Below are 20,435 nucleotides of genomic sequence, written 5' to 3' on the forward strand. Positions count from 1 at the left end.
TACGAGGGCTCGTATGAGGGCAAATTTAGAGGTGTCTGACTTTTCGGTCAATAAATAATTGACTCAAAAGTCAGGAATTCTTCATCTCTTTCGGTTATTAGCCCGCTGCGCCCGCTCTGCCTCAAGGTTCAAGCGCGATTCGTGCCACCTGACTTAAGTGTAGGAAGCGGAGGTAGGGGGCGCTTTTTTCCTGTGGGCGCGAATTCATTCGCGAAGCGGGCCGCAGGTCTGCCCTGACGGTGTCGGGGGGGGCTGCTTTGCAGCCCTTGGCGAATGAGTTCGCCCCCACAAGAGCCACTCGCCGCCTTGTGATAAACTCCGCCACCTGCCCGCGTCCTGCGGTGGAGCCGAAAATTCCCCAACCGCTCTTGCACCCACTGCCCGTACCCGTAGTACTGTCAGCGCCGGAGCCGTTGAGCGGGAAAGCTCCCGTTGCTGCGCACAATGTCCCTCAGTTCAAAGGAAAAACATGACGTTCCAGGCACCGGACAGCCTCTCCGAGCAGATTGCCCATCATCTGGCCGAGCGCATCATTCGTGGCGAGCTCAAAGAGCGTGAGCGCATCCAGGAGCAGAAGGTCACCCAGGCCATGAACGTCAGCCGGGGCTCGGTGCGCGAGGCGCTGCTGATCCTCGAGCGCCGCCACCTGATCACCATCCTGCCGCGCCGTGGCGCCCAGGTTTCCGAACTGACCCCGCAGCACGTGCGCAGCCTCTACACCCTGGTGATGGAGCTGTACATCCTCTTGGGGTACGCCGTGGCCGAGCACTGGCGTCGCGAGGAGGACCTGCTGCCCTTCCGCGCCATCCAGCAGCGCCTGGCCGAAGCCCGCGAGCGCGAAGACATCCTGGCCTTCGTCGATTCCAGCTTCGCCATCATGCAGGCGGCCTATCCCTTCGCCGACAACCCCTACCTGCAGCAGACGCTGGACAACCTGCAGCCGGCCATCGCCCGTACCTACTACATCGCCCTTGAGCGCCGCCGTGGCCAAATGCACCAGCTCGGCGCGGTGTTCGACGGCCTGTTGCAGGCGGTGATCGCCCGCGACCCGGTGCGCATCCGCGAAGTGCTGCTCGATTACGGCAAGCAGAACTGCGAGCTGGTGCTCGCGGCACTGGCAGAACGTTGAGCGGAGCGCGCCAATGCGGCTGAAGTGCATCAAGCTGGCCGGGTTCAAGTCCTTCGTCGACCCGACCACTGTCAGCTTCCCCAGCAACATGGCGGCCGTGGTCGGCCCCAACGGTTGCGGCAAGTCGAACATCATCGACGCCGTACGCTGGGTAATGGGCGAGAGTTCGGCGAAGAACCTCCGGGGCGAGTCGATGACCGACGTCATCTTCAATGGCTCCAACACCCGCAAGCCGGTGGCCCAGGCCAGCATCGAGCTGATCTTCGACAACTCCGACAACAGCCTGGTGGGCGAATACGCCGCCTTCGCCGAGATTTCCATCCGACGCCGCGTCAGCCGCGATGGCCAGAACACCTACTTCCTCAACGGCACCAAGTGCCGACGCCGGGATATCACCGACATCTTCCTCGGCACGGGCCTGGGGCCGCGCAGCTACTCGATCATCGAGCAGGGGATGATCTCCAAGCTGATCGAAGCCAAGCCCGAGGACCTGCGCAACTTCATCGAGGAAGCCGCCGGCATCTCCAAGTACAAGGAGCGCCGCCGCGAGACCGAGAGCCGCATCCGCCGTACCCAGGAAAACCTCGCGCGCCTGACCGACCTGCGCGAGGAGCTGGAGCGTCAGCTGGAACGCCTGCATCGCCAGGCCCAGTCCGCCGAGAAGTATCAGGAATACAAGGCCGAGGAGCGTCAGCTGAAGGCCCAGCTCGCCGCGCTGAAATGGCGGGCGCTGAATGACCAGGTCGGCCAGCGCGAAGCGGTGATCGGCAACCAGGAGGTCAGCTTCGAGGCCCTGGTGGCCGAGCAGCGCAACGCCGACGCCAGCATCGAACGGCTGCGCGACGGGCACCACGAACTGTCCGAGCGCTTCAACCTGGTGCAAGGCCGCTTCTATTCCGTGGGCGGCGATATCGCCCGGGTGGAACAGAGCATCCAGCATGGCCAGCAGCGCCTGCGGCAGTTGCAGGACGACCTGCGCGAAGCCGAGCACGCTCGCCAGGAAACCGAATCCCACCTGGGGCACGACCGCACCCTGCTCGCCACCCTGGGCGAGGAGTTGGAAATGCTCGGCCCCGAGCAGGAAATGAGCGCGGCCGCCGCCGAGGAAGCCTCCGCCCAGCTGGAGGAGGCCGACTCCGGCATGCAGGTCTGGCAGGAGCAGTGGGACGGCTTCAACCAGCGCAGCGCCGAGCCGCGCCGTCAGGCCGAAGTGCAGCAGTCGCGAATCCAGCAGCTGGAGCAGAGCCTGGAACGCCTGATGGAGCGCGGGCGTCGCCTCAATGACGAGAACAGCCAGCTGGCCGCCGACCCGGAAGACGCCGCCGTCCAGGACATGCTCGAAGAGCTGGCCGTGGGCGAAATGCGCCAGGAGGAACTCCAGGCCGCCGAGCTGGCGCTGGTCGAACAGCTGGAAACCCTGCGCGAAGAGCTGCAGCAGGCCGGTCAGGCCCAGCAGCAGGCTCAGGGCGAATTGCAGCGCCTGAATGGCCGCCTGGCCTCGCTGGAAGCCTTGCAACAGGCCGCGCTGAACCCCGGCAAGGGTGCCGCCGAATGGCTGCGCGAGCAGCAGCTGGCCGAGCGCCCGCGCCTGGCCGAAGGCCTGCGTGTGGAGCAGGGCTGGGAGCTGGCGGTGGAAACCGTGCTCGGCGCCGACCTGCAGGCCGTGCTGCTGGACGATTTCGCCGGTCTCGACCTGTCCGGCTTCGACCAGGGCGAGTTGCGCCTGGCCAGTGCCGGTCGCCCGGGCGTTCGCGCGCCGGGCAGCCTGCTGGACAAGGTGGAGGCGCCGATGGACCTGGCGCCCTGGCTGGCCAAGGTCCTGCCGGTGGAGAGCCTGGAACAGGCCCTGGCGCGCCGTGCTGCGCTGGGCGAGGGCGAGAGCCTGATCAGCCGCGATGGTTACTGGGTCGGCCGCAATTTCCTGCGGGTCCGGCGCGCCAGTGAAGCCGAGAGCGGCCTGCTGGCCCGAGGCCAGGAGCTGGAGCGCCTGCACGCTGAACGCGAGGAGCGCGAAGCAGCCCTGGAGCTGCTGGAGGAGCGCCTGCAACAACTGCGCGACGGCCAGCGCCAGCAGGAAGAAGCCCGCGAGCAGCAGCGCCGCCTGCTGCAAGAGGAATCCCGCACCCTGGGCGAGCTCAAGGCGCGTCTATCCGCTCAGCAGGCGAAGGTCGAGCAGCTGGCTCTGCGCCGTCGTCGCCTGGACGAGGAACTGCGCGAGCTGGACGAACAGCGCAGCCTGGAGCACGAACAGCTGGGCGAGGCCCGCCTGACCCTGCAGGACGCCCTGGACGCCATGGCCAGCGACACCGAGCAGCGCGAAAAGCTGCTGGCCGAGCGCGATGGCCTGCGCGAGCGCCTCGACCGTATCCGCCAGGAAGCCCGCCAGCACAAGGACCATGCCCACCAGCTCGCCGTGCGCGTTGGCTCGCTGCGGGCGCAACACGATTCCACCCGCCAGGCCCTGGAGCGCCTGGCCCTGCAGTTCGAGCGCCTCAAAGAGCGTCGTGAGCAGCTCAATCTCAACCTGGAGGAGGGCGCCGCGCCGCTGGAAGAGCTGCGCCTGAAGCTGGAGGAGCTGCTGGACAAGCGCCTGGGCGTGGAAGAGGAACTCAAGCTGGCGCGCCTCGCCCTGGAGGACGCCGACCGCGAGCTGCGCGACGCCGAGAAGCGCCGCAGCCAGGCCGAGCAGCAGTCGCAACTGCTGCGCGGCCAGCTGGAGCAGCAGCGTATGGAGTGGCAGGCCCTGACGGTGCGTCGCAAGACCCTGCAGGACCAGCTGCACGAGGATGGCTACGACCTGCACGGCGTGCTCGCCACGCTGCCGACCGAGGCCAGCGAGGGCGCCTGGGAGGAAGAACTCGAGCGCCTCGCCGCGCGTATCCAGCGCCTAGGCCCGATCAACCTGGCGGCCATAGACGAGTACCAGCAGCAGTCCGAGCGCAAGCGCTACCTGGATGCGCAGAACGACGACCTGGTGGAAGCCCTGGAAACGCTGGAAAACGTCATCCGCAAGATCGACAAGGAAACCCGCAACCGCTTCAAGGAGACCTTCGACCAGATCAACGCCGGCCTGCAGGCGCTGTTCCCCAAGGTCTTCGGTGGCGGGCATGCCTACCTGGAACTCACCGGCGAAGACCTGCTGGACACTGGCGTGGCCATCATGGCCCGCCCGCCGGGCAAGAAGAACAGCACCATCCACCTGCTGTCCGGTGGCGAGAAGGCGCTGACCGCCCTGGCCCTGGTATTCGCCATCTTCCAGCTCAATCCGGCGCCGTTCTGCATGCTCGACGAAGTGGATGCGCCGCTGGATGACGCCAACGTCGGCCGTTATGCGCGACTGGTGAAAGAAATGTCCGAGAAGGTGCAGTTCATCTATATCACCCACAACAAGATCGCCATGGAGATGGCCGACCAGCTGATGGGTGTGACCATGCACGAACCCGGTTGCTCGCGCCTGGTGGCAGTGGACGTGGAGGAGGCGATGTCTATGGTTGAAGCCTAGCCATGACGGTGGATGCGAACTCCGGATCGGCAAGTGGATCAAATTCGCATCGCCTGCGTGCGAAGCCTCTATCAGAGGTTTCTCTGCTGGGCTGGTCGTGCTAGCTTTATGCCCAATTTTGTTGCACGTGGAAAACGCCATTCAGAACATGGAGTTGGGCGCCACGTTTCAGGGGACGGGATGTCCTTTCTTCACGATTGTTCGTTTGCATTTTTCACTAGGGGACACAGGACTAAATGGATATCGGTCTGCGCGAGTGGCTGATTGTCATTGGCATCATCGTAATCGCCGGCATTCTGTTCGATGGCTGGCGCCGCATGAGTGGCGGCAAGGGGAAACTCAAGTTCAGGCTGGATCGCAGTTTCTCCAATGCCCCTGACGAAGAAGAAGATCCGAATCTGCTTGGCCCGGCACGGGTCAAGGATCGCTCGCACCAGGAACCCTCCCTGGACGAGGCCGACCTGCCATCGCTGAGTGCTCGCGATCCGAGCAAGCGTCGCGGCGAGCCGCACCAGGGTGACCTGAACCTCGACGAGCCGGTGCCGACCCTGCTCAACCCGGTTGACGAAGGCAAGAAGAACGGCAAGGCCCAGCCGCAGCTGCAGACCCAGGAAGTGCCGGTGGAAGAAGTCCTGGTGATCAACGTGGTCGCCCGCGACGAAGCCGGCTTCAAAGGCCCGGCCCTGCTGCAGAACATCCTGGAAAGCGGCCTGCGCTTCGGCGCCATGGACATCTTCCATCGCCACGAAAGCATGGCCGGCAACGGCGAAGTGCTGTTCTCCATGGCCAACGGCGTCAAGCCGGGCACCTTCGACCTGGACGACATCGACCATTTCAGCACCCGCGCCGTGAGCTTCTTCCTCGGCCTGCCGGGCCCGCGCCATCCGAAGCAGGCCTTCGACGTGATGGTTGCCGCCGCCCGCAAGTTGTCCCAGGAGCTGAACGGCGAGCTGAAGGACGACCAGCGCAGCGTGATGACCGCCCAGACCATCGAGCACTATCGCCAGCGTATCGTCGAGTTCGAACGCAAGCACATGACCCAGAAGCGCTGATCCAGTGCCAGTCAACGAAAGAGCAGCCCCGGCTGCTCTTTTTGTTTCAAGAGAAAGAGCCTGAACCATGACCGATGCCCAAACCGCCGCCAATCGCATCCACGCGCTGCGTGCCGAGCTGGATGCGCACAACCATCGCTACTACGTGCTGGACGAGCCCAGCGTGCCCGATGCCGAGTACGACCGCCTGTTCCGCGAGCTGCAGGCCCTGGAGGCCGAGCATCCGGAGCTGGTGACGCCGGAGTCGCCGACCCAGCGCGTGGGCGGCGAGGCGCTCAGCGAGTTTGGCGAGGTCCGCCACGAAGTCCCCATGCTCAGCCTGGGCAACGCCTTCGAGGAAGAGGACCTGCGCGCCTTCGACCGCAGCGTGCAAGGCGGGCTCGGTCTTTCGGCCGGCGACCTGTTTGGCGGCGGCGCCGAGGTGGAGTACAGCTGCGAACCCAAGCTCGATGGCCTGGCGGTCAGCCTGCTGTACCGCAACGGCCAACTGGTGCGCGGCGCCACCCGTGGCGATGGCAGTACCGGCGAAGACATCAGCAGCAACGTACGGACCATCCGCAATGTGCCGCTGAAGCTGCAGGGCGAGGGCTGGCCGGAGCTGCTCGAAGTGCGCGGCGAGGTCTACATGCCCAAGGCCGGCTTCGACGAACTCAACGTGCGCCAGGCCGAAAGCGGCGGCAAGACCTTTGCCAACCCGCGCAACGCCGCCGCCGGCAGCCTGCGCCAGCTGGACCCGAAGATCACCGCCAGCCGGCCCCTGGAGTTCTGCTGCTATGGCGTCGGCCAGGTCAGCGGCGAACTGCCCGCGACCCAGGTGGGCATGCTCCAGCAGCTCAAGGCCTGGGGCGTGCCCATTAGCCGCGAGCTGAAGCTGGCCAAGGGCGTGGAGCAGTGCCTGGCCTACTACCGCGATATCGGCGAACGGCGCATGGACCTGCCCTACGACATCGATGGCGTGGTGTTCAAGGTCAACAACATCGAAGACCAGCAGCAGCTGGGCTTCCGCGCGCGCACCCCGCACTGGGCGTTGGCGCACAAGTTCCCGGCCCAGGAAGAGCTCACCGAGTTGCTGGACGTGGAATTCCAGGTCGGCCGTACCGGCGCCGTAACCCCGGTGGCGCGGCTCAAGCCGGTGAAGGTGGCCGGCGTGACCGTGGCCAACGCCACCCTGCACAACATGGATGAAGTGGCGCGCCTGGGCCTGATGATCGGCGACACGGTAATCATCCGTCGCGCCGGCGATGTGATTCCCCAGGTCATGCAAGTGGTTGCCGAGCGTCGCCCGGCCGATGCCCGGCCTGTGCACATCCCCGAGCAGTGCCCGGTGTGCGGCTCGGCGGTGGAGCGCACCCAACTGGTCAAGCGCAGCAAGGGCAAGGCCACCACCAGCGAGGGTTCGGTATACCGTTGCGTCGGTCGCCTGGCCTGCGCCGCCCAGTTGAAGCAGGCGATCATCCACTTCGCCTCGCGCCGTGCCCTGGACATCGAAGGCCTGGGCGACAAGATCGTCGAGCAACTGGTGGACACCGGCCTGGTCGCCTCGCCGGCCGACCTGTTCACCCTGGCCTATGACCAGGTGGTGGCGCTGGAGGGTTTCGCCGACCTGTCCACCCGCAACCTGATCAACGCCATCAAGGACAGCAGCAAGCCGACCCTGGCGCGCTTCATCTATGCCCTGGGCATTCCCGATGTGGGCGAGGAGACCGCCAAGGTGCTGGCCCGCGCCCTGGGCTCCCTGGCGCGCATCCGCAAGGCGCTGCCCGAGGTGCTGACCTACCTGCCTGACGTGGGCCTGGAAGTGGCGTCGGAGATCCACAACTTCTTCGCCGACGAGCACAACCAACAGGTGATCGAAGCCCTGCTGGCCCGAGGCCTGAGCTTGCAGGAGGAGGGAGACCTCAACCCCGAGTTCGCTGCCTGTGCGACGCTGCCGGGTTTCATCGACAAGCTGAACATCCCCTTCATCGCCGCCACCGGCGCCGAGAAGCTGGCGGCGAAGTTCGGCACCCTCGAAGGCATCATCAAGGCCGACTGGCTCGACCTGCGCCAGGTCGAGCGGCTCAACGAGAAGGCAGCGAAGTCGCTGCGCGATTTCTTCGACAACCCGGCCAATGCCCAGCGCGCGGCGCTGATCGAAGCGCAGCTGCGTGAATTCGGCATGCACTGGGAGAGCGAGAAGAAGACCATTGAAGGGCTGCCCCTGGCCGGGCAGACCTGGGTGCTCACCGGCACCCTCGAACTGATGAGCCGCGACGTCGCCAAGGAGAAGCTGGAGGCGCTCGGTGCCAAGGTCGCCGGTTCGGTATCGGCGCGTACCCACTGCGTGGTGGCCGGGCCCGGGGCGGGCTCCAAGCTCGCCAAGGCCAATGAGCTGGGCGTCCGCGTGCTGGACGAAGAGGCGTTTCTCGTCGAGCTCAAGGGGTTGGGCGTGGCGCTCTGAAGCATGAACGAAAAAGGCCGGGCATATGCCCGGCCTTTTTCATTGGGGTGTGGCCAGTCGGCCTCCGACCCCGTCCTGCGGTGTTACTTGTTCACGGCGTCGGTCAGGGCCTTGGCAGGGACGAACTTGACGACTTTCTTCGCGGCGATCTCGATGGCCTTGCCGGTCTGCGGGTTGCGGCCGGTGCGAGCGGGGCGGTCGCCCACCTTCAGTTTGCCGATGCCCGGCAGAGTGATCTCATCGCTGTTCTCCAGGGAGTCGCTGACGATCTCGCCGAGCTGTTCGAGTACCGCGCGCACAGCGGCCTTGGTGGTGTCGGTAGCTTCGGCGATGTCGGAGATCAGCTGGTCTTTGGTGAGTGCCATGGTGGTGTAGCTCCATTCAATGAGTGTCTGGCTTGTGGCCTTGCCGGTTGCGCCGGCCCTGATGTGACAAGCGGCGCGTCCGGAAGTGCGGCGCAGGCTTGCCGCGATGGCGACCGGGGGAAGCTAGCACAAAAGGGCTGCGTGGCCCGTGAGCGAGGGCGATCTTTGCGTCGATTTGACGCAACCTTCCATCGGGCCGTGGCAGCCGACGACAGGTCGTCACTGGAAGCGAGAAATGGTCGTCTATCAAGGCTGGCGGTCACACCGTTGTCGCCGACCCTGAATTCCTTCGAACGACTACGCTTGGCCTTGTGATGCCACGCGATAAGGAGAGTCGCCATGCTACGTGCCTTCGCCGATCTGGGCTTCCGCTGGAAAATCGCCTTGCCCATCCTGATGCTCGCGCTGTTGATGGTGCTGGTGGGTGGCCTCGGCATGCAGGGCATCGCCCAGGTCGCCGACTCCAGCAAGCAGCTCACCAATCGCTACCTGCCCGCCATCAGCCTGCTGCTCAACGCCGATCGCGACCTCTACCAGGCCTTCATCGCCGAGCGCAGCCTGCTGGACGAGGCGGCCGGCGAGCATGCCCAGGCGCTCAAGGACAGCCATGGGGAAAACCTGCAGCAGGCCTATGACCGCGTGCACCAGTACGCCGCCATGGATGTCAGCGCGGAGGCGAAGCAGTTGGTGGCGCAGTTCGATCGCGGTTTCGCCCAGTGGAAGGCTACGTCCCAGCAAGTGGTGCAGCTCTCCACCCAGGACCCCAATGCGGCGAGCGCACTAAGCTTCGGTGGCAGCGAGCGCCAGTTCGAGGCCATGCGCGATGCCATCGACAAGCTCGGCGAGCTCGAAGACCAGGCCGCCAACGCAGAAGGGCAGGGTGCCATCGCCCTTGGCGATGCCCGCGCCTGGCAGCAGGGCCTGGCCATCGGCATCGGCCTGGCGCTGTGCCTGCTGCTGGTGGTCGGCTTCCCGGCCCTGGTGACCCGCCCGCTGCATAGCCTGCTGGAGCGCATCGAGCAGATTGCCGATGGCGACGGCGACCTGCGGGTGCGCCTGGAAGTCCTGTCGCGGGATGAGCTGGGCAAGCTCAGCCACGCCTTCAACCGCTTCCTCGACAAGCTGCAACCGTTGATCCGCGAAGTCAGCCGGGTGACGGGTGAGGTAGCCGATTCGGCGCGCAGCCTGGCCGGCCTGGCTGCCGCCAACGACCGCTTGATCAGCAGCGAACACGCCGCGGTGGATCAGGTGAGCACCGCCGCCACCGAAATGAGCGCGGCCGTGCACGAGGTGGCGCGCAATGCCCAGAGCGCGGCGGATGCGGCGCGCTTCGCCGAGGAACAGTCCCGCGAGGGCGCCCAGGTAGTGGGTGCGACCATCGCCGCCATTCGCCAGCTGGCGGTGGAAGTGGACAGCGCGTCCGCCACCATCGGCACCCTGGAGCAGGAAACCGCCAACATCGGCGCCGTGCTGGCGGTAATCAAGGGGATTGCCGACCAGACCAACCTGCTGGCGCTGAACGCTGCCATCGAGGCGGCGCGGGCGGGCGAGCAGGGTCGCGGTTTTGCCGTGGTGGCCGACGAGGTCCGTGCCCTGGCGGCGCGAACCCAGGATTCCACCAAGGACATCCAGCTGATGATCGAGCGCCTGCAGGTCGGCGTGCAGGATGCCGTGCAGGCCATGCGCTCGGGCAGCCTGAAGGCGCGGGACAGCGTGGAGCGGGCGGCGGGCGTCGACCAGGCGTTGTCCGATACCGGCGACTCGGTACAGCGGATCAACGACATGGCCGCGCAGATCGCCACCGCCTGCGAGGAGCAGAGCAGCGTGACCGAGGAGATCGCCCGCAATATCACCGATATCCGCGATCTCTCCAACGAGGCGGCGCAGACCTCCGAGCAGAGCACCCAGGCCAGCCAGCACCTGTCCGAGCTGTCCAGTGGCCTGGCCCAGTTGGTGGGACGCTTCCGGGTCTGATTCGCAAGTGCTTGTAAGGAAACCGGTTTTACCGGTTGTAAGTTGGCGAAGAGCCGGTACAATGGCGCGGCTCGCCGATCTGGCGAGCTGCGTGATGGTGGCCCTGCCGGTCCCCCCGCAACGATCAGCCGTGAACCCGGTCAGGCCCGGAAGGGAGCAGCCGCAGCGGTGAAATCGTGTGCCGGGGTGTGGCTGGTGGGGTCACCTCCAATTCCTAAGTCCTTAATTCTAAAGGACTTTTCTCGCCAAAAATCGAAGAGTGGAACAGCGTTTAGGTACACCTAAGTGGTGCACTGTGCTGGGCATTCTAGTCGACTGATTCCTTTCCCTCCAAGCATCTCTTCTGTAACGCCTCCTTCTCGTTGGCTCTACGGCTTGCTGTCGTCCTCATCTTATTCATTTGAGAATTTGGTATTCGACCTATTCGTTGTATAGTGGCCAACTAATGGCGTTGGGTGCGATCATGCTTGCCAAATCAATACGCGGGATAGCGATTAAAAAATAGGTGACGAGGCGATGGTATGCCGTTAAAGGAAATGAAATGGCAAAGGACTGGTTGAATTGGATAAATTGATCTCCGTGGTGTCATTTTTCTCAGATTTATTTACGATTGCAGCTTCCGGTGTTGCTGTTTATCTTTTTGTTGCAAAGCGTGAGCAGGTTTCTTCTGTTTTTTCTTTGCTTCTCAACTATACCTATCAACTTTCTCTTTCAGAGATAAAAGAGAAGCTGGAGAAGTTGAATGATTTGAATCCTTCTGATTCAGATCAAAAATCAGAAATTGAAAGCATTATGCATGACATAATCGGCCAAATAAGCGGGAATGAACGATTAGAGCAGCATCTTTCGTCTGTGGTTAACAAGATGGAAAAATTTGGCGCGGGCCCGAAATTCAGCACAGATGCATACAAAAGACGCGTAGTGAGCGAATTAAGGGAAAGGCTGCGAAATGTTAACGCAGCTAACATCGACAGCTTGGTAGGGAAAAGTTGATGAGTAAAATCATTCAAGCTATTAATGTGATGATTTCTAATTCTAGTCGCATAACCGATGTTGTTGGTGGTTATACTGATTCGGAGTATTTTTTTATATACGATGGCAAGCATAAGTGGTCTATGCTTATCGGTAATGGTGGTGCGTACTACTTGCATTTTTATCCGGGAGATCAAGACCTAAATCATATTGCGGTACTTGATGAGGATGAATGGGATAGGTTTACGAAAAGAGTTAGTTACAATACAAGGGATTTGGCAGATAAAGAGGCTATTGATTCTTTTAGAGAACTTTATTCAATTCTGAAAGAGAAGGCTTACGGAATGGATGAGGTGCTAAGCGATATCATTGACTCAGACCTCTGATTGACGTAGGAATAATAGAGGTGGTAGTAAAAGTTTGGATTTGTTGTTCTTTATAATTTCCTGAGTTGCAAGAATTTGTGCAGGGCTGGTAATTTTAAATAAAGATTCAAATTCATATCCTCTCGCTATATATAGAAAAGCTCCGTAACTCAACGAGTTCCGGGGCTTTTTTTACAGTTTTACGTAGCCGTTGTACGTAAATCCTCGCGCTCTGTGACTCTGCCATGGGGCCGCTGCTGCACTGCTTTCCTTGTGTTCGCTGTTGCTGCCCTCTGTGGTTGGCTGGCACACTGAGATCACACCACCATCGAGGGAGCGAAATGGCGTTGATTGAATGCGGCGACTGCAAGCGCGAAATCAGCTCGCTTGCGACTTCCTGCCCGAACTGTGGAGCCCCCGTCTACGGCAGAGGGACTACACCGTTAGGTGCTTGGACTAGTTCGGGCAAGGAGGCGTGGGGCGAAGTGCCCAACCATTCCAAGGTAGATAAGGTGGCTGCGGCAAAAGAAGATGCCCTTCAGGCTCGATTGACGCTCATCCTGCTAATTGGTGGCATTGCCTTTCTGTACTTCTTCCGGGAGGAATGGCTGCAACCGCTCCAAAAAATCTTGATGGCGTTCAGTTGACGTGGACGCTTCCAAATTGGAAAAGCTCAAACGCCAGAAGTGAATCAGCACGCAGGATGCCGCAGCATGAAAGCCCCTTCCGATATCAAAATTCTGAGTAAAATTTACAAGCTGTATTACGAAGAATATAAAAACTTTTCCACGGAAGTAGAGAACGGAAGAAAAACGAAAATCTTCGTGCCAATTGACTGCCAGATGATTGCCGACGAACTCGATACTGATGGGGACATAATCTTCGGGCGTCTCTACTACCACATGGAGCAAAAGTACGGCTACCGCCGAGACGATGACTCCAGAGTAGCGTTCTTCTTGTTACAGGCTGGGAACGACCAAAAATGCGTCAATTTCCCACTTCTTGCGTCGGTGCTTGCTGGTATGCAAGAAGAAGACAGTAAGTTCAAAATCTCCACATGGCTTTCTACCATCGCAATTGTTGTAGCTGTAGGGACTGCCGTAGCTCAGGTTATACAGTCATAAGCCCAGTTTCCAAGTTGGAAAATCCTGTCCCCCGCCCCCGTGTCTCGACCAATAATCTACGCTTGCCGAAAACAAGGAGCGTGGTGAGTCGTGGAAAGGGAATACGTACTGGCTGGGATAGCTGCCGCCATCTGGTTGATGCACATGGGGTTGATTGCTGCGGTTAGCTACACCGGCAATTCAGATGAAGAAAGAACCGTGAAGCTGGTGAATGGTCTTGTGCTTGCAACGGTTGCCGCTGCGGGGTGTTTCACCCTGTATCTGGCGATGACGCTCCCCTAGCATTCGCCCAAACAGGAAAGCCACCGCGTTCCATGTGCCCGATGGGGAGGGGGCGTGCGATGGCTTTCAGTCCTCTTGGTGGGATACTTTCAGACTACGCCCTGTGCGCCTGAGCAAGCGTGGCAGTGATAAACGGCAGAAAAAGAGGCCGTCACGGTTTGCGAGCATTCATTTCAGGGGAGGATGAATTCCCCGTGACGACCTTAATCGAGTGGTCATTCGTCCTCTTCTGGGACAACTCCAGCATAGGCCGGCTGTATACGTTCGGGAGTGCAGGTGACAAGCGGGGGAATTTTTCCCACGCCCCTTTTTCAAAATCGAAAAAACCAATTTCCCGCCAAAATTTTTGCCCCCTTTTCTGGCGGGAGAATTTCAGCCCGGCAAAGTATCACCAGCCTTTTCCAAAATGACTGCGCTCTCTCGTAGGCTCTCAACACATCGCACAGGGGGTCTACTCAAGCTGCCCTTTTATGGAAATATCCAGACGTTGAGGCGTCTGACGCTTACGGAAACTTGATTTCCAAGCGGGACAGCAGGCGCTGAACCTGAACAGCTTGCCACTTCCCTACCTCGCCACGCGGACTAGCAATCGCCTTGGCATTCATCCAGCCAGCCAAGGCAGATAGCGTTTTCACACCTTCGAACATTGCCGCCTTGATGTGGCTGTCATACGCCAATGCCTTGTTATCAGCCTTGGCACGGTTAGCAGCTTGGGCAGCCTTATAGGACTGTGCGACGTTAGCGGCCTTCCTACCATTGTCCCGATTGGCAATCTTGGCCTGTGCGGCTTCGTCGCCTTTATCGGCCCGTTGTTGGAGGCTGGCTAACCCATCCTTTGTACGCTGACTAATGAACGTACGTTCTTGTTCCGCCAGCATTGCGTACAGATGGAGTTGCATCGTGTCCGCTTTGGGCATGGTGGCAACCATGAACTTGCTGCGCTTCATCAAACCGGCGATGTGTTCAACGTCACGCGAAAGTCTGTCGAGCTTGGCCACGACCACAGGCAGGCCATGTGTAAACGCCTTGGAAGCTTCTGGGCGGTCCAATGGATGCACGGAACCAGATACCCCGCTGTCGGTGTATTCCGCCACCACGTTCCATCCCTGCTGGCCAGCAGCAAAGCGGATGTAATCCTGTTGGGCTTCCAGACCCAGCCCGGATTCACCTTGCGAGCGAGTGGATACGCGGTAGTAGGCAACAACGTTCATTACGGTAACTCCCTTTACAACATGGCTTAGGGCTAATTTTACAATATGCTGACGACCATCAGCAATGCGTAATGATTGAAAAGTAACCAACTTCCCCGCTTCTGCCGCTGTCATGCAGGCCGCCTACGGCTGGTTAAATTTTGAGCAACACTGTTTTCTGAGAATCTGAATCCATTTGTACTTATGGGAGCTGTTCTGAAAATCAGGCGTAGAAAAGTGCGTTGGCTGGGCAATCCATATGTACAGGGCTTGGAAACACTGTGATTCCATGCAGGCCACGGGCTACCATCAGCCACGTTCTCAGGGAATAGGCGCCCTGTTATCCGCTTGTTAAGGATTGATGGAATGGAAAGCAAACGTACTTGGATATGGGCGGGACTTGGCGTCCTTGTGCTTGCCACTCTTGTAACTGCCCTACCGTGGATTGGGAACTTTCACAATCACCTGTGGAGCGACGACCCCGCCCACTGGGGCCAGTTTGGCGACTACATCGGCGGAACACTCGCAACGATCCTTGCAGCCCTTAGCTTCGGCGGCTTGATGTTGAACGTGATTCAGCAAAACCAAGCTATGCGGAAGGAGTGGCAGCTTCGTGATGACGAGAGCTACGTAAAGCAAGCCGTTGTTTGTTTGGAGCGGGCCTTTAGCAAGGTTAGGCCGAATCCAAATCGAAGCTTTCCCCTGAGAAGCCGATTGCTATGGCTAGAGTGCGCGCGACTCATTCTGACAGCCGAATCAATGGCGAATAACATTAAAACCGCTGGCTTCAAGGCGATGTACGAAAGCGAGCGTGAACATTGGCGGGGGCAGTTCAGAAACTTGTTCGACCCAGAAAATGAGATGTTTTTAGTATCCAATTTACCTACTTACTTTGAAAAAGGTAAATATGGCGATGAAGCATTGGAGCATAATTCTGTATACGTCATTTACGAATTCATGACTTGGCAAGATGAACAGCCAGACCCGATAAAAACCATCGACTACAAATGGAACCTAAAAAGAATCCTCCATGGTTATCGTGGAGCAAGGGAATACTTGCATAAATTTGATAAAAGTCTAAAAGACTAATAACAAAAAGCCCCGGTATTCGCAGGGGCTTGCTTTTACACTATCAATAATCCAGAAGCTTCCTGCCTGCTGGGAGCAAGCGTATCTCCATAAACTCGCCGCCATCGTCATCTGAGGCGTCTACAGCGGCAACATAACCGCCTTCATACATTTCTTTGAGTAGCTTGAAATCCTTGTGGGATGCATTGATGCAATCCGGGAAAGTGCCTTCTGCAATGGACTCTGCAATGGGGTAATAGGCTTTCATGGGGCTGTCTCCAGTGTGGTTGGGCCTGCTTACGTCAACACAATTAAGTTGACGGTTCAAACGTTGACGTAAGTGTCATCTTGGAAATCTATAAAATTCCACTTTTGGCACGCCGTTTTCCAGAGAATGAAAAGCCCCGACACTTGGTCGGGGCTTTTCTTATTGCTTAACAGGCTGTCGGAATCCGCGAATAACCCACACAACCAACCATCCCACCACTTGCATTCCAGCCACACCGATGATCCCCCAGAGGATGAAAGCGTCATCCTTTCCGCCACCCCACATCACATTTTCGATGTAGACGAACAAACCGAACAGGTAGATCAACGAAGCCAACACCCACAGTCTGAACCAACCTTTACGACTATTTATGTTAAAGCTCATGGATTCCCCTCCCTACGGGTTTGGGGATTATGACTTAACCCTGAATGGAAGGGAATGGCTCTGGCCAGCGCTATATGAACGTGTAGAGAGGTCAGCGATAATTGCGCTCTACATGCAGGGTTAAGTGAATGCATTCAGAATGGGTTCAGCTTGTAGATCAGAGGATGCGACCTATGCAGCCATGCTTGAGCGAAGCGAGGTGCTGCATATGTTTGTCCGTCTCTATGCGTGCATTGGGTCACGTATCAAGTCCATGATGCTGCCATCATGCGTTGAAGGATACACTCCCATAGAGCATTTATCAGAAGGCGAGCCGGGGTACAAATGTACCAATCCCCGGCCCACAGAGCCCTTATATTTGTAATTCATGGTCGGGCGACCATGCACTACGAATGAGGCGTTTACATTTACTAGGGGGTAACCGAGGGGCTCTTCGCCCCCGCCCTCGGGCGCCCTCGCGGGTCGGGAGGATGGCCCTGCTAGGGCGAGTTAATACTCTGTGTAGTGCGTATCAAATCGGATGACGGAAGGTCATTTAATTCGATACATTTATAGTATTTGGGATTTCAAAGAGAGATGTACCACCCATGCGGATCTCGCTTCGCTTCAGTCATGACCGCATGATCAGATGCTTTCTATATCTGTCGTTAAATAGTTTTACAGTTGACAGCGAGGACAACCTTTGTCGGATGTCCCCTTCTATATCTGTCGTTAATTCAAGCTATCAAGAATTCCGGTGTATCGTCGCAGAATTCATACACATCATCGAATCCGCATATGCCAATTTCTTGCTCCAATTGCACCAGCGTAGCCGGATGACGGTCGAGGTAGAGGGTAATTCCACCTAATGCAACGCTTGCTGCCTTCACGAGACGTTGGGCCTGCCTTGCACTCATGGGTTCGAAGTCGTGGTTTAGAATCGATTGCATGACGCCTTGAACTGAAATGGCAGACATGCACAAGACCCGTATTACATCGGCAGGGGATACACTGTAACGTCCATTTATAACGCCGGGCCCTGTATGGATTCCTCCAACAATAAAATCATCAAGCCAAGATGGCTTGTTTGTCGCTGCAATTTGCATGACTTGGGCCAGTGGGTTCTCTACAGTCTTCGCAGGGCGCCCTCTTTTCGATTTGGGAAACTGAATAATATTCTTTGATGTGGATTCCTCTGTATTGAGTTTGACTTGCTGGTCTTGGTCTTGGTCTTGGGGTGCGAGTTCAGAAATCCCATCGATTGAAAAGAAGCGTCTTGTCTCAATCTCAAGGAAAAGCTCTTTCGGCGTGGTGGGAGTGTGGTAGTCGTACGGTTCCGGATCGTACTGAGAGTGAATATACTCACCTATAATTTCACCGGTTTTTCTATTGACGACGCTGCCATCTACAACAATTGCTCGCTTTTCCAGAAGAGCAAGATGGATGTCAGAGAGATCGAAGGCGGTAGTATGTTGGGTGGTACTGTTGACGCTATGATTCATTTTAGTTTCCTTATTGAGTTTCAATTCATAGGCGATTTCCTATGTAGGTTGGTGCTGCCGATTTGCAAAACCCAGAAACGAAAAAACCTCCGTGCAAGGCATTGCTTTTCGGCAATGGTCGCGTGGAGGTTTTCGTTCTGAGAGTGTCTGCTGGGCAGGTTGGCGATTATATTTGAGTGCGTTGATGGTTGCAACTGCTGTAATGATTTCGAGCTGCCAAGTTTTAGATAATTTAGAAAACAGGGGAGAGGAGCGGGTTGGCTTAACAACTCCCACTGTAACCACTGCAGTATCTGGGGTTCGGCTCCGATGATCTGTGTTTGTACAATTTTAAATTAATTGTTAGTCGGCTGTTCAGAGGCCTGTTGCGTGGTGTCATTTTTGTACAATTCAACATACCCCCGTCAAAACCTCCTACGCTGCGTTTACGAGGCGCTTCGGCTTCTTGTAGGTCATCCTGTAGGGTCGGGGTACGATCGTCGCGTATACGTCAATTCTGAGGGGATGAAGGTTCGAGGCATTGGATTGACGTGATGGCATCGAGCATCGCCTTCAGCGGTAGTCGGCTCCCGTATACACCGAACGTCACCGAACCGTCCTCGTGGCCAACCATTCGTTTTACCAGTGAGTCTTGCACGCCAGCTTCCCGCAGGTCGTCAATGAAAGTGTGCCGGAAGCTGTGGAATGCCTTTCGCGGATCGTTGATACCGAGCTTGACCTTGTATCGACCGAACCACTTGCTGGGAGCATGGCCATACTTGTCGCGAGTCGCTTCCAGATCGGGAAACAGGCGGGAGTGGTCAGCAGCTCTGACGGCCTCCACATGCTCCAGCAGTCCGAGACTCAGTAGCTCATGGTGTATGGGCAGTATTCGGCGACTGCTCTGGTTCTTGAGTTGCTGACCTTTGCGGCTGTCGTCAAAGCGGATGCACGGAATGCCTTGCACGGTAGTGACGTCATCGACGTGCAACTGGCAAAGCTCTTCTAGTCGAGCACCAGTGAATCGGGCTAGGAGGGGCAGCCAGTATCGCCACGGATGTTTGCGGGCCACGTTGGCAAGCGTTTCACGGTTGAGCAGGGTTCGTAGCTCGCTGGGTTCGAATGAGAGGCGAGCATCCTTTGCAGCGCCAGCCATGACCTTCATTCCAGTCAGCGGATTCTGTTCGATGTAGCCGTTGGCCTTGCACCAATTAAAGAAGGCCGTCAGCTTCCGTAGCCGGTTATTGATCGTTACGGCGGTGATGGTCTGGTAGGTCATCGTCGAGTCGACCACCTGCCGCAGTGTCATGCCTTTGAACTCGGGGCGTTGGGCAAAATACTGCGGGCACCTTGCCAGTCGTTCCTTGAGGATTCGGGATTGCTCCATACCAAACGACAAGGCAGGCATATCGCCCATCAACTCGAAGAAATCGCGTAGGGCGCGTTCCACGTCGAGCGTGCTGACGGTTCGCCAAACACTGCTCCGCTTGCCTTCCTCTATATACAGCTTCGCCAGACTGGCCAGTGTTGGGCCGTCCGTTGCTTTGCTGACGCGCTTGGTCGAAGTCTTTGCCGGGCTGGCTGTGATCGTCGGAACTGGTGTGCTGGTTCGCCACTCTGCACACAAGGCCAGCAGCTTGCGAGGTTCAGTTAGGGGGTGGCTACTGATGTGCTCGTGTACTCGACGGGCAAGCTCAGATGCGATGATTACGGCGGTTTGACGGTCCCTGACACCGAGACTTAAGCGGAGAGTGGTGCGGTCGGGGTAGAGGTGCTTAGGTAGCCGCAAGTTCAGGTAGTACGCGGCTCCGCGTCGAGTGATGTAGGACAAAGTGGTACACCAGAGTGGTACAGCAGAGTGGAACACGGCTAGTCACACCCCAGACTTTTGACGGCCTATCAAGTTCGAAATTGAGCCAGAAATGGCTATTGAAATGACGCCCGTATCAGCCTGAAAGCCCCGTACCATAAGGATTTAAACGATCAGCGAGCAGGCTTGCCTGCCAACCCGGTCAGGCCCGGAAGGGAGCAGCCGCAGCGGTGAAATCGTGTGCCGGGGTGTGGCTGGTGGGGTCACCTCCAATCTCTCCCGTTACCCGTCTCAGCGGTAACGCGCCAGAATCTCCTCGATCTCCCCCGATTCCTTCATCTGTACCAGTGTGCGCAATATGCGCTGCGCGGGCACGGCCGGGTCATTGCGCACCAGGCAGCCGATCGGTTCCTCCTCCAGTGTGCCCACGTCCACCAGATGGTCCGCATCCGGCAGGTCGCGGTTGAACCAGCCCAGGGCCAGTTCGTTGCTCAAGGCGTAGCGGTAGCGCCCGGCCAGCAGTTTCTGCAACACCAGTTCCTGGGTGCGGGCTTCGTCGCGCTGCAGGGCGCCTCGGTCGAACAAGCGTTGCAGGCGCGGGTAGGTGTAGCCCAGCACGGTGCCGATGCTTTCTCCGGCGAGGACGTCCGGGCTGGCCAGTGGCTGGCTGCCCTGGCGGGCGACTATCAGGTCGCGCTGATAGATGAACGGCAGGCTCCAGAGGTATTCGTTGCTGTTGGCGACCCATTTCGGGCTGATGTAGCAGCGAACGTCGATTTCGCCTTGTATCAGTGCCAGTTCCACGCGGTTGCGTGGGAGCACCTGGATCTGCGCCGGCATGTCGAGGTGTTCGGCCAGGCGCAGGATCAGGTCGTGGAGGATGCCGCCCACCAGTCGGTTCTCCCGGAACTCGGCCAGCGGCATGGCCCAGCTGTCCACGGCCGAGAAGCGCAGCTTGGCCGGCGCGGCGCTGCCGACGGCGCTCCAGCACAGGAGCAGGGCGAGGACAAATGAGCGCATCGGGCTCCCTTGTCTGGGTGGGCGGTGCTC

The 20,435-nt window shown here is 58.7% G+C and carries 18 protein-coding genes and 2 other RNA genes; 13 read left to right on the forward strand and 7 right to left on the reverse strand.

Going from position 1 to position 20,435, the window contains the following annotated elements; genetic code table 11:
* Window positions 1-469 precede the first annotated feature (469 nt).
* The 4 genes from PCA10_RS09565 to ligA all read left to right on the forward strand — a co-directional run bounded on the left by PCA10_RS09565 (window position 470) and on the right by ligA (window position 8,123).
* On the forward strand, window positions 470-1,129 hold the full coding sequence (locus tag PCA10_RS09565) for a GntR family transcriptional regulator (RefSeq protein ID WP_016491866.1): 660 nt from the start codon (window positions 470-472) through the stop codon (window positions 1,127-1,129).
* 13 nt (window positions 1,130-1,142) lie between these two features.
* The gene (smc, locus tag PCA10_RS09570; protein ID WP_016491867.1) at window positions 1,143-4,631 is read left to right on the forward strand and encodes a chromosome segregation protein SMC; all 3,489 of its coding nucleotides are present in this window, start codon (window positions 1,143-1,145) and stop codon (window positions 4,629-4,631) included.
* A 236-nt stretch (window positions 4,632-4,867) separates the two neighbouring features.
* Entirely contained in the window at window positions 4,868-5,683 is an 816-nt protein-coding gene (gene zipA / locus PCA10_RS09575) for a cell division protein ZipA (RefSeq protein ID WP_016491868.1), read from the forward strand.
* A 67-nt stretch (window positions 5,684-5,750) separates the two neighbouring features.
* The gene (ligA, locus tag PCA10_RS09580; protein WP_016491869.1) at window positions 5,751-8,123 is read left to right on the forward strand and encodes an NAD-dependent DNA ligase LigA; all 2,373 of its coding nucleotides are present in this window, start codon (window positions 5,751-5,753) and stop codon (window positions 8,121-8,123) included.
* A gap of 83 nt (window positions 8,124-8,206) precedes the next feature.
* On the opposite strand, the gene PCA10_RS09585 is transcribed toward ligA, so the two are convergent.
* Window positions 8,207-8,509, reverse strand: coding sequence for an HU family DNA-binding protein (locus PCA10_RS09585; RefSeq protein ID WP_269451146.1), 303 nt, complete (start codon window positions 8,507-8,509; stop codon window positions 8,207-8,209).
* A 318-nt stretch (window positions 8,510-8,827) separates the two neighbouring features.
* Here PCA10_RS09585 and PCA10_RS09590 point away from each other — a divergent pair, with 318 nt between their 5' ends.
* The 7 genes from PCA10_RS09590 (at window position 8,828) to PCA10_RS09600 (ending at window position 13,205) form a co-directional block, all read left to right on the forward strand.
* Window positions 8,828-10,462: a methyl-accepting chemotaxis protein gene (locus tag PCA10_RS09590; protein WP_016491871.1), complete on the forward strand. Its 1,635-nt coding sequence runs from the start codon at window positions 8,828-8,830 to the stop codon at window positions 10,460-10,462.
* A gap of 104 nt (window positions 10,463-10,566) precedes the next feature.
* An RNA gene (gene ffs, locus PCA10_RS29350) (signal recognition particle sRNA small type) lies at window positions 10,567-10,663 on the forward strand.
* Between the two features lie 360 nt (window positions 10,664-11,023).
* Window positions 11,024-11,455, forward strand: a complete 432-nt coding sequence (locus tag PCA10_RS29520; protein WP_016491872.1) for a hypothetical protein — start codon at window positions 11,024-11,026, stop codon at window positions 11,453-11,455.
* Complete coding sequence (locus tag PCA10_RS29525; RefSeq protein WP_016491873.1) at window positions 11,455-11,820, forward strand: hypothetical protein; 366 nt, start codon at window positions 11,455-11,457, stop codon at window positions 11,818-11,820. The genes PCA10_RS29520 and PCA10_RS29525 overlap by 1 nt, the downstream gene beginning before the upstream one ends.
* Window positions 11,821-12,140: 320 nt before the next feature.
* Window positions 12,141-12,446, forward strand: a complete 306-nt coding sequence (locus tag PCA10_RS30265) for a hypothetical protein (protein ID WP_016491874.1) — start codon at window positions 12,141-12,143, stop codon at window positions 12,444-12,446.
* A gap of 66 nt (window positions 12,447-12,512) precedes the next feature.
* The gene (locus PCA10_RS09595) at window positions 12,513-12,923 is read left to right on the forward strand and encodes a hypothetical protein (RefSeq protein ID WP_016491875.1); all 411 of its coding nucleotides are present in this window, start codon (window positions 12,513-12,515) and stop codon (window positions 12,921-12,923) included.
* Between the two features lie 90 nt (window positions 12,924-13,013).
* Window positions 13,014-13,205 (forward strand): hypothetical protein, encoded by a 192-nt coding sequence (locus tag PCA10_RS09600; RefSeq protein WP_016491876.1) that lies wholly within the window; start codon window positions 13,014-13,016, stop codon window positions 13,203-13,205.
* Window positions 13,206-13,708: 503 nt separating this feature from the next.
* Here PCA10_RS09600 and PCA10_RS09605 read toward each other — a convergent pair.
* Window positions 13,709-14,416 carry a recombinase family protein gene (locus PCA10_RS09605; RefSeq protein ID WP_016491877.1) on the reverse strand — a complete coding sequence of 236 codons (708 nt, stop codon included), beginning with the start codon at window positions 14,414-14,416 and terminating at the stop codon, window positions 13,709-13,711.
* A 345-nt stretch (window positions 14,417-14,761) separates the two neighbouring features.
* Between PCA10_RS09605 and PCA10_RS09610 the strand changes: the two genes are divergently transcribed.
* Entirely contained in the window at window positions 14,762-15,484 is a 723-nt protein-coding gene (locus PCA10_RS09610) for a hypothetical protein (protein WP_016491878.1), read from the forward strand.
* A gap of 43 nt (window positions 15,485-15,527) precedes the next feature.
* On the opposite strand, the gene PCA10_RS09615 is transcribed toward PCA10_RS09610, so the two are convergent.
* The 4 genes from PCA10_RS09615 to PCA10_RS09630 form a co-directional block, all read right to left on the reverse strand.
* The gene (locus PCA10_RS09615) at window positions 15,528-15,731 is read right to left on the reverse strand and encodes a hypothetical protein (RefSeq protein ID WP_016491879.1); all 204 of its coding nucleotides are present in this window, start codon (window positions 15,729-15,731) and stop codon (window positions 15,528-15,530) included.
* Window positions 15,732-15,890: 159 nt separating this feature from the next.
* Complete coding sequence (locus PCA10_RS09620; RefSeq protein WP_016491880.1) at window positions 15,891-16,115, reverse strand: hypothetical protein; 225 nt, start codon at window positions 16,113-16,115, stop codon at window positions 15,891-15,893.
* Window positions 16,116-16,831: 716 nt separating this feature from the next.
* On the reverse strand, window positions 16,832-17,596 hold the full coding sequence (locus PCA10_RS30270) for a hypothetical protein (protein WP_016491881.1): 765 nt from the start codon (window positions 17,594-17,596) through the stop codon (window positions 16,832-16,834).
* 490 nt (window positions 17,597-18,086) lie between these two features.
* Window positions 18,087-19,406, reverse strand: a complete 1,320-nt coding sequence (locus PCA10_RS09630; RefSeq protein ID WP_016491882.1) for a site-specific integrase — start codon at window positions 19,404-19,406, stop codon at window positions 18,087-18,089.
* A gap of 146 nt (window positions 19,407-19,552) precedes the next feature.
* On the opposite strand from PCA10_RS09630, the gene ffs (PCA10_RS29355) reads away from it, so the two are divergent.
* Window positions 19,553-19,648, forward strand: an RNA gene (gene ffs / locus PCA10_RS29355) — signal recognition particle sRNA small type.
* A 28-nt stretch (window positions 19,649-19,676) separates the two neighbouring features.
* Here the strand turns inward: ffs (PCA10_RS29355) and PCA10_RS09635 are convergent.
* Window positions 19,677-20,405 (reverse strand): substrate-binding periplasmic protein, encoded by a 729-nt coding sequence (locus PCA10_RS09635; RefSeq protein WP_016491883.1) that lies wholly within the window; start codon window positions 20,403-20,405, stop codon window positions 19,677-19,679.
* Window positions 20,406-20,435 lie beyond the last annotated feature (30 nt).

Source organism: Pseudomonas resinovorans NBRC 106553, assembly GCF_000412695.1.
GTDB classification, from domain to species: domain Bacteria; phylum Pseudomonadota; class Gammaproteobacteria; order Pseudomonadales; family Pseudomonadaceae; genus Metapseudomonas; species Metapseudomonas resinovorans_A.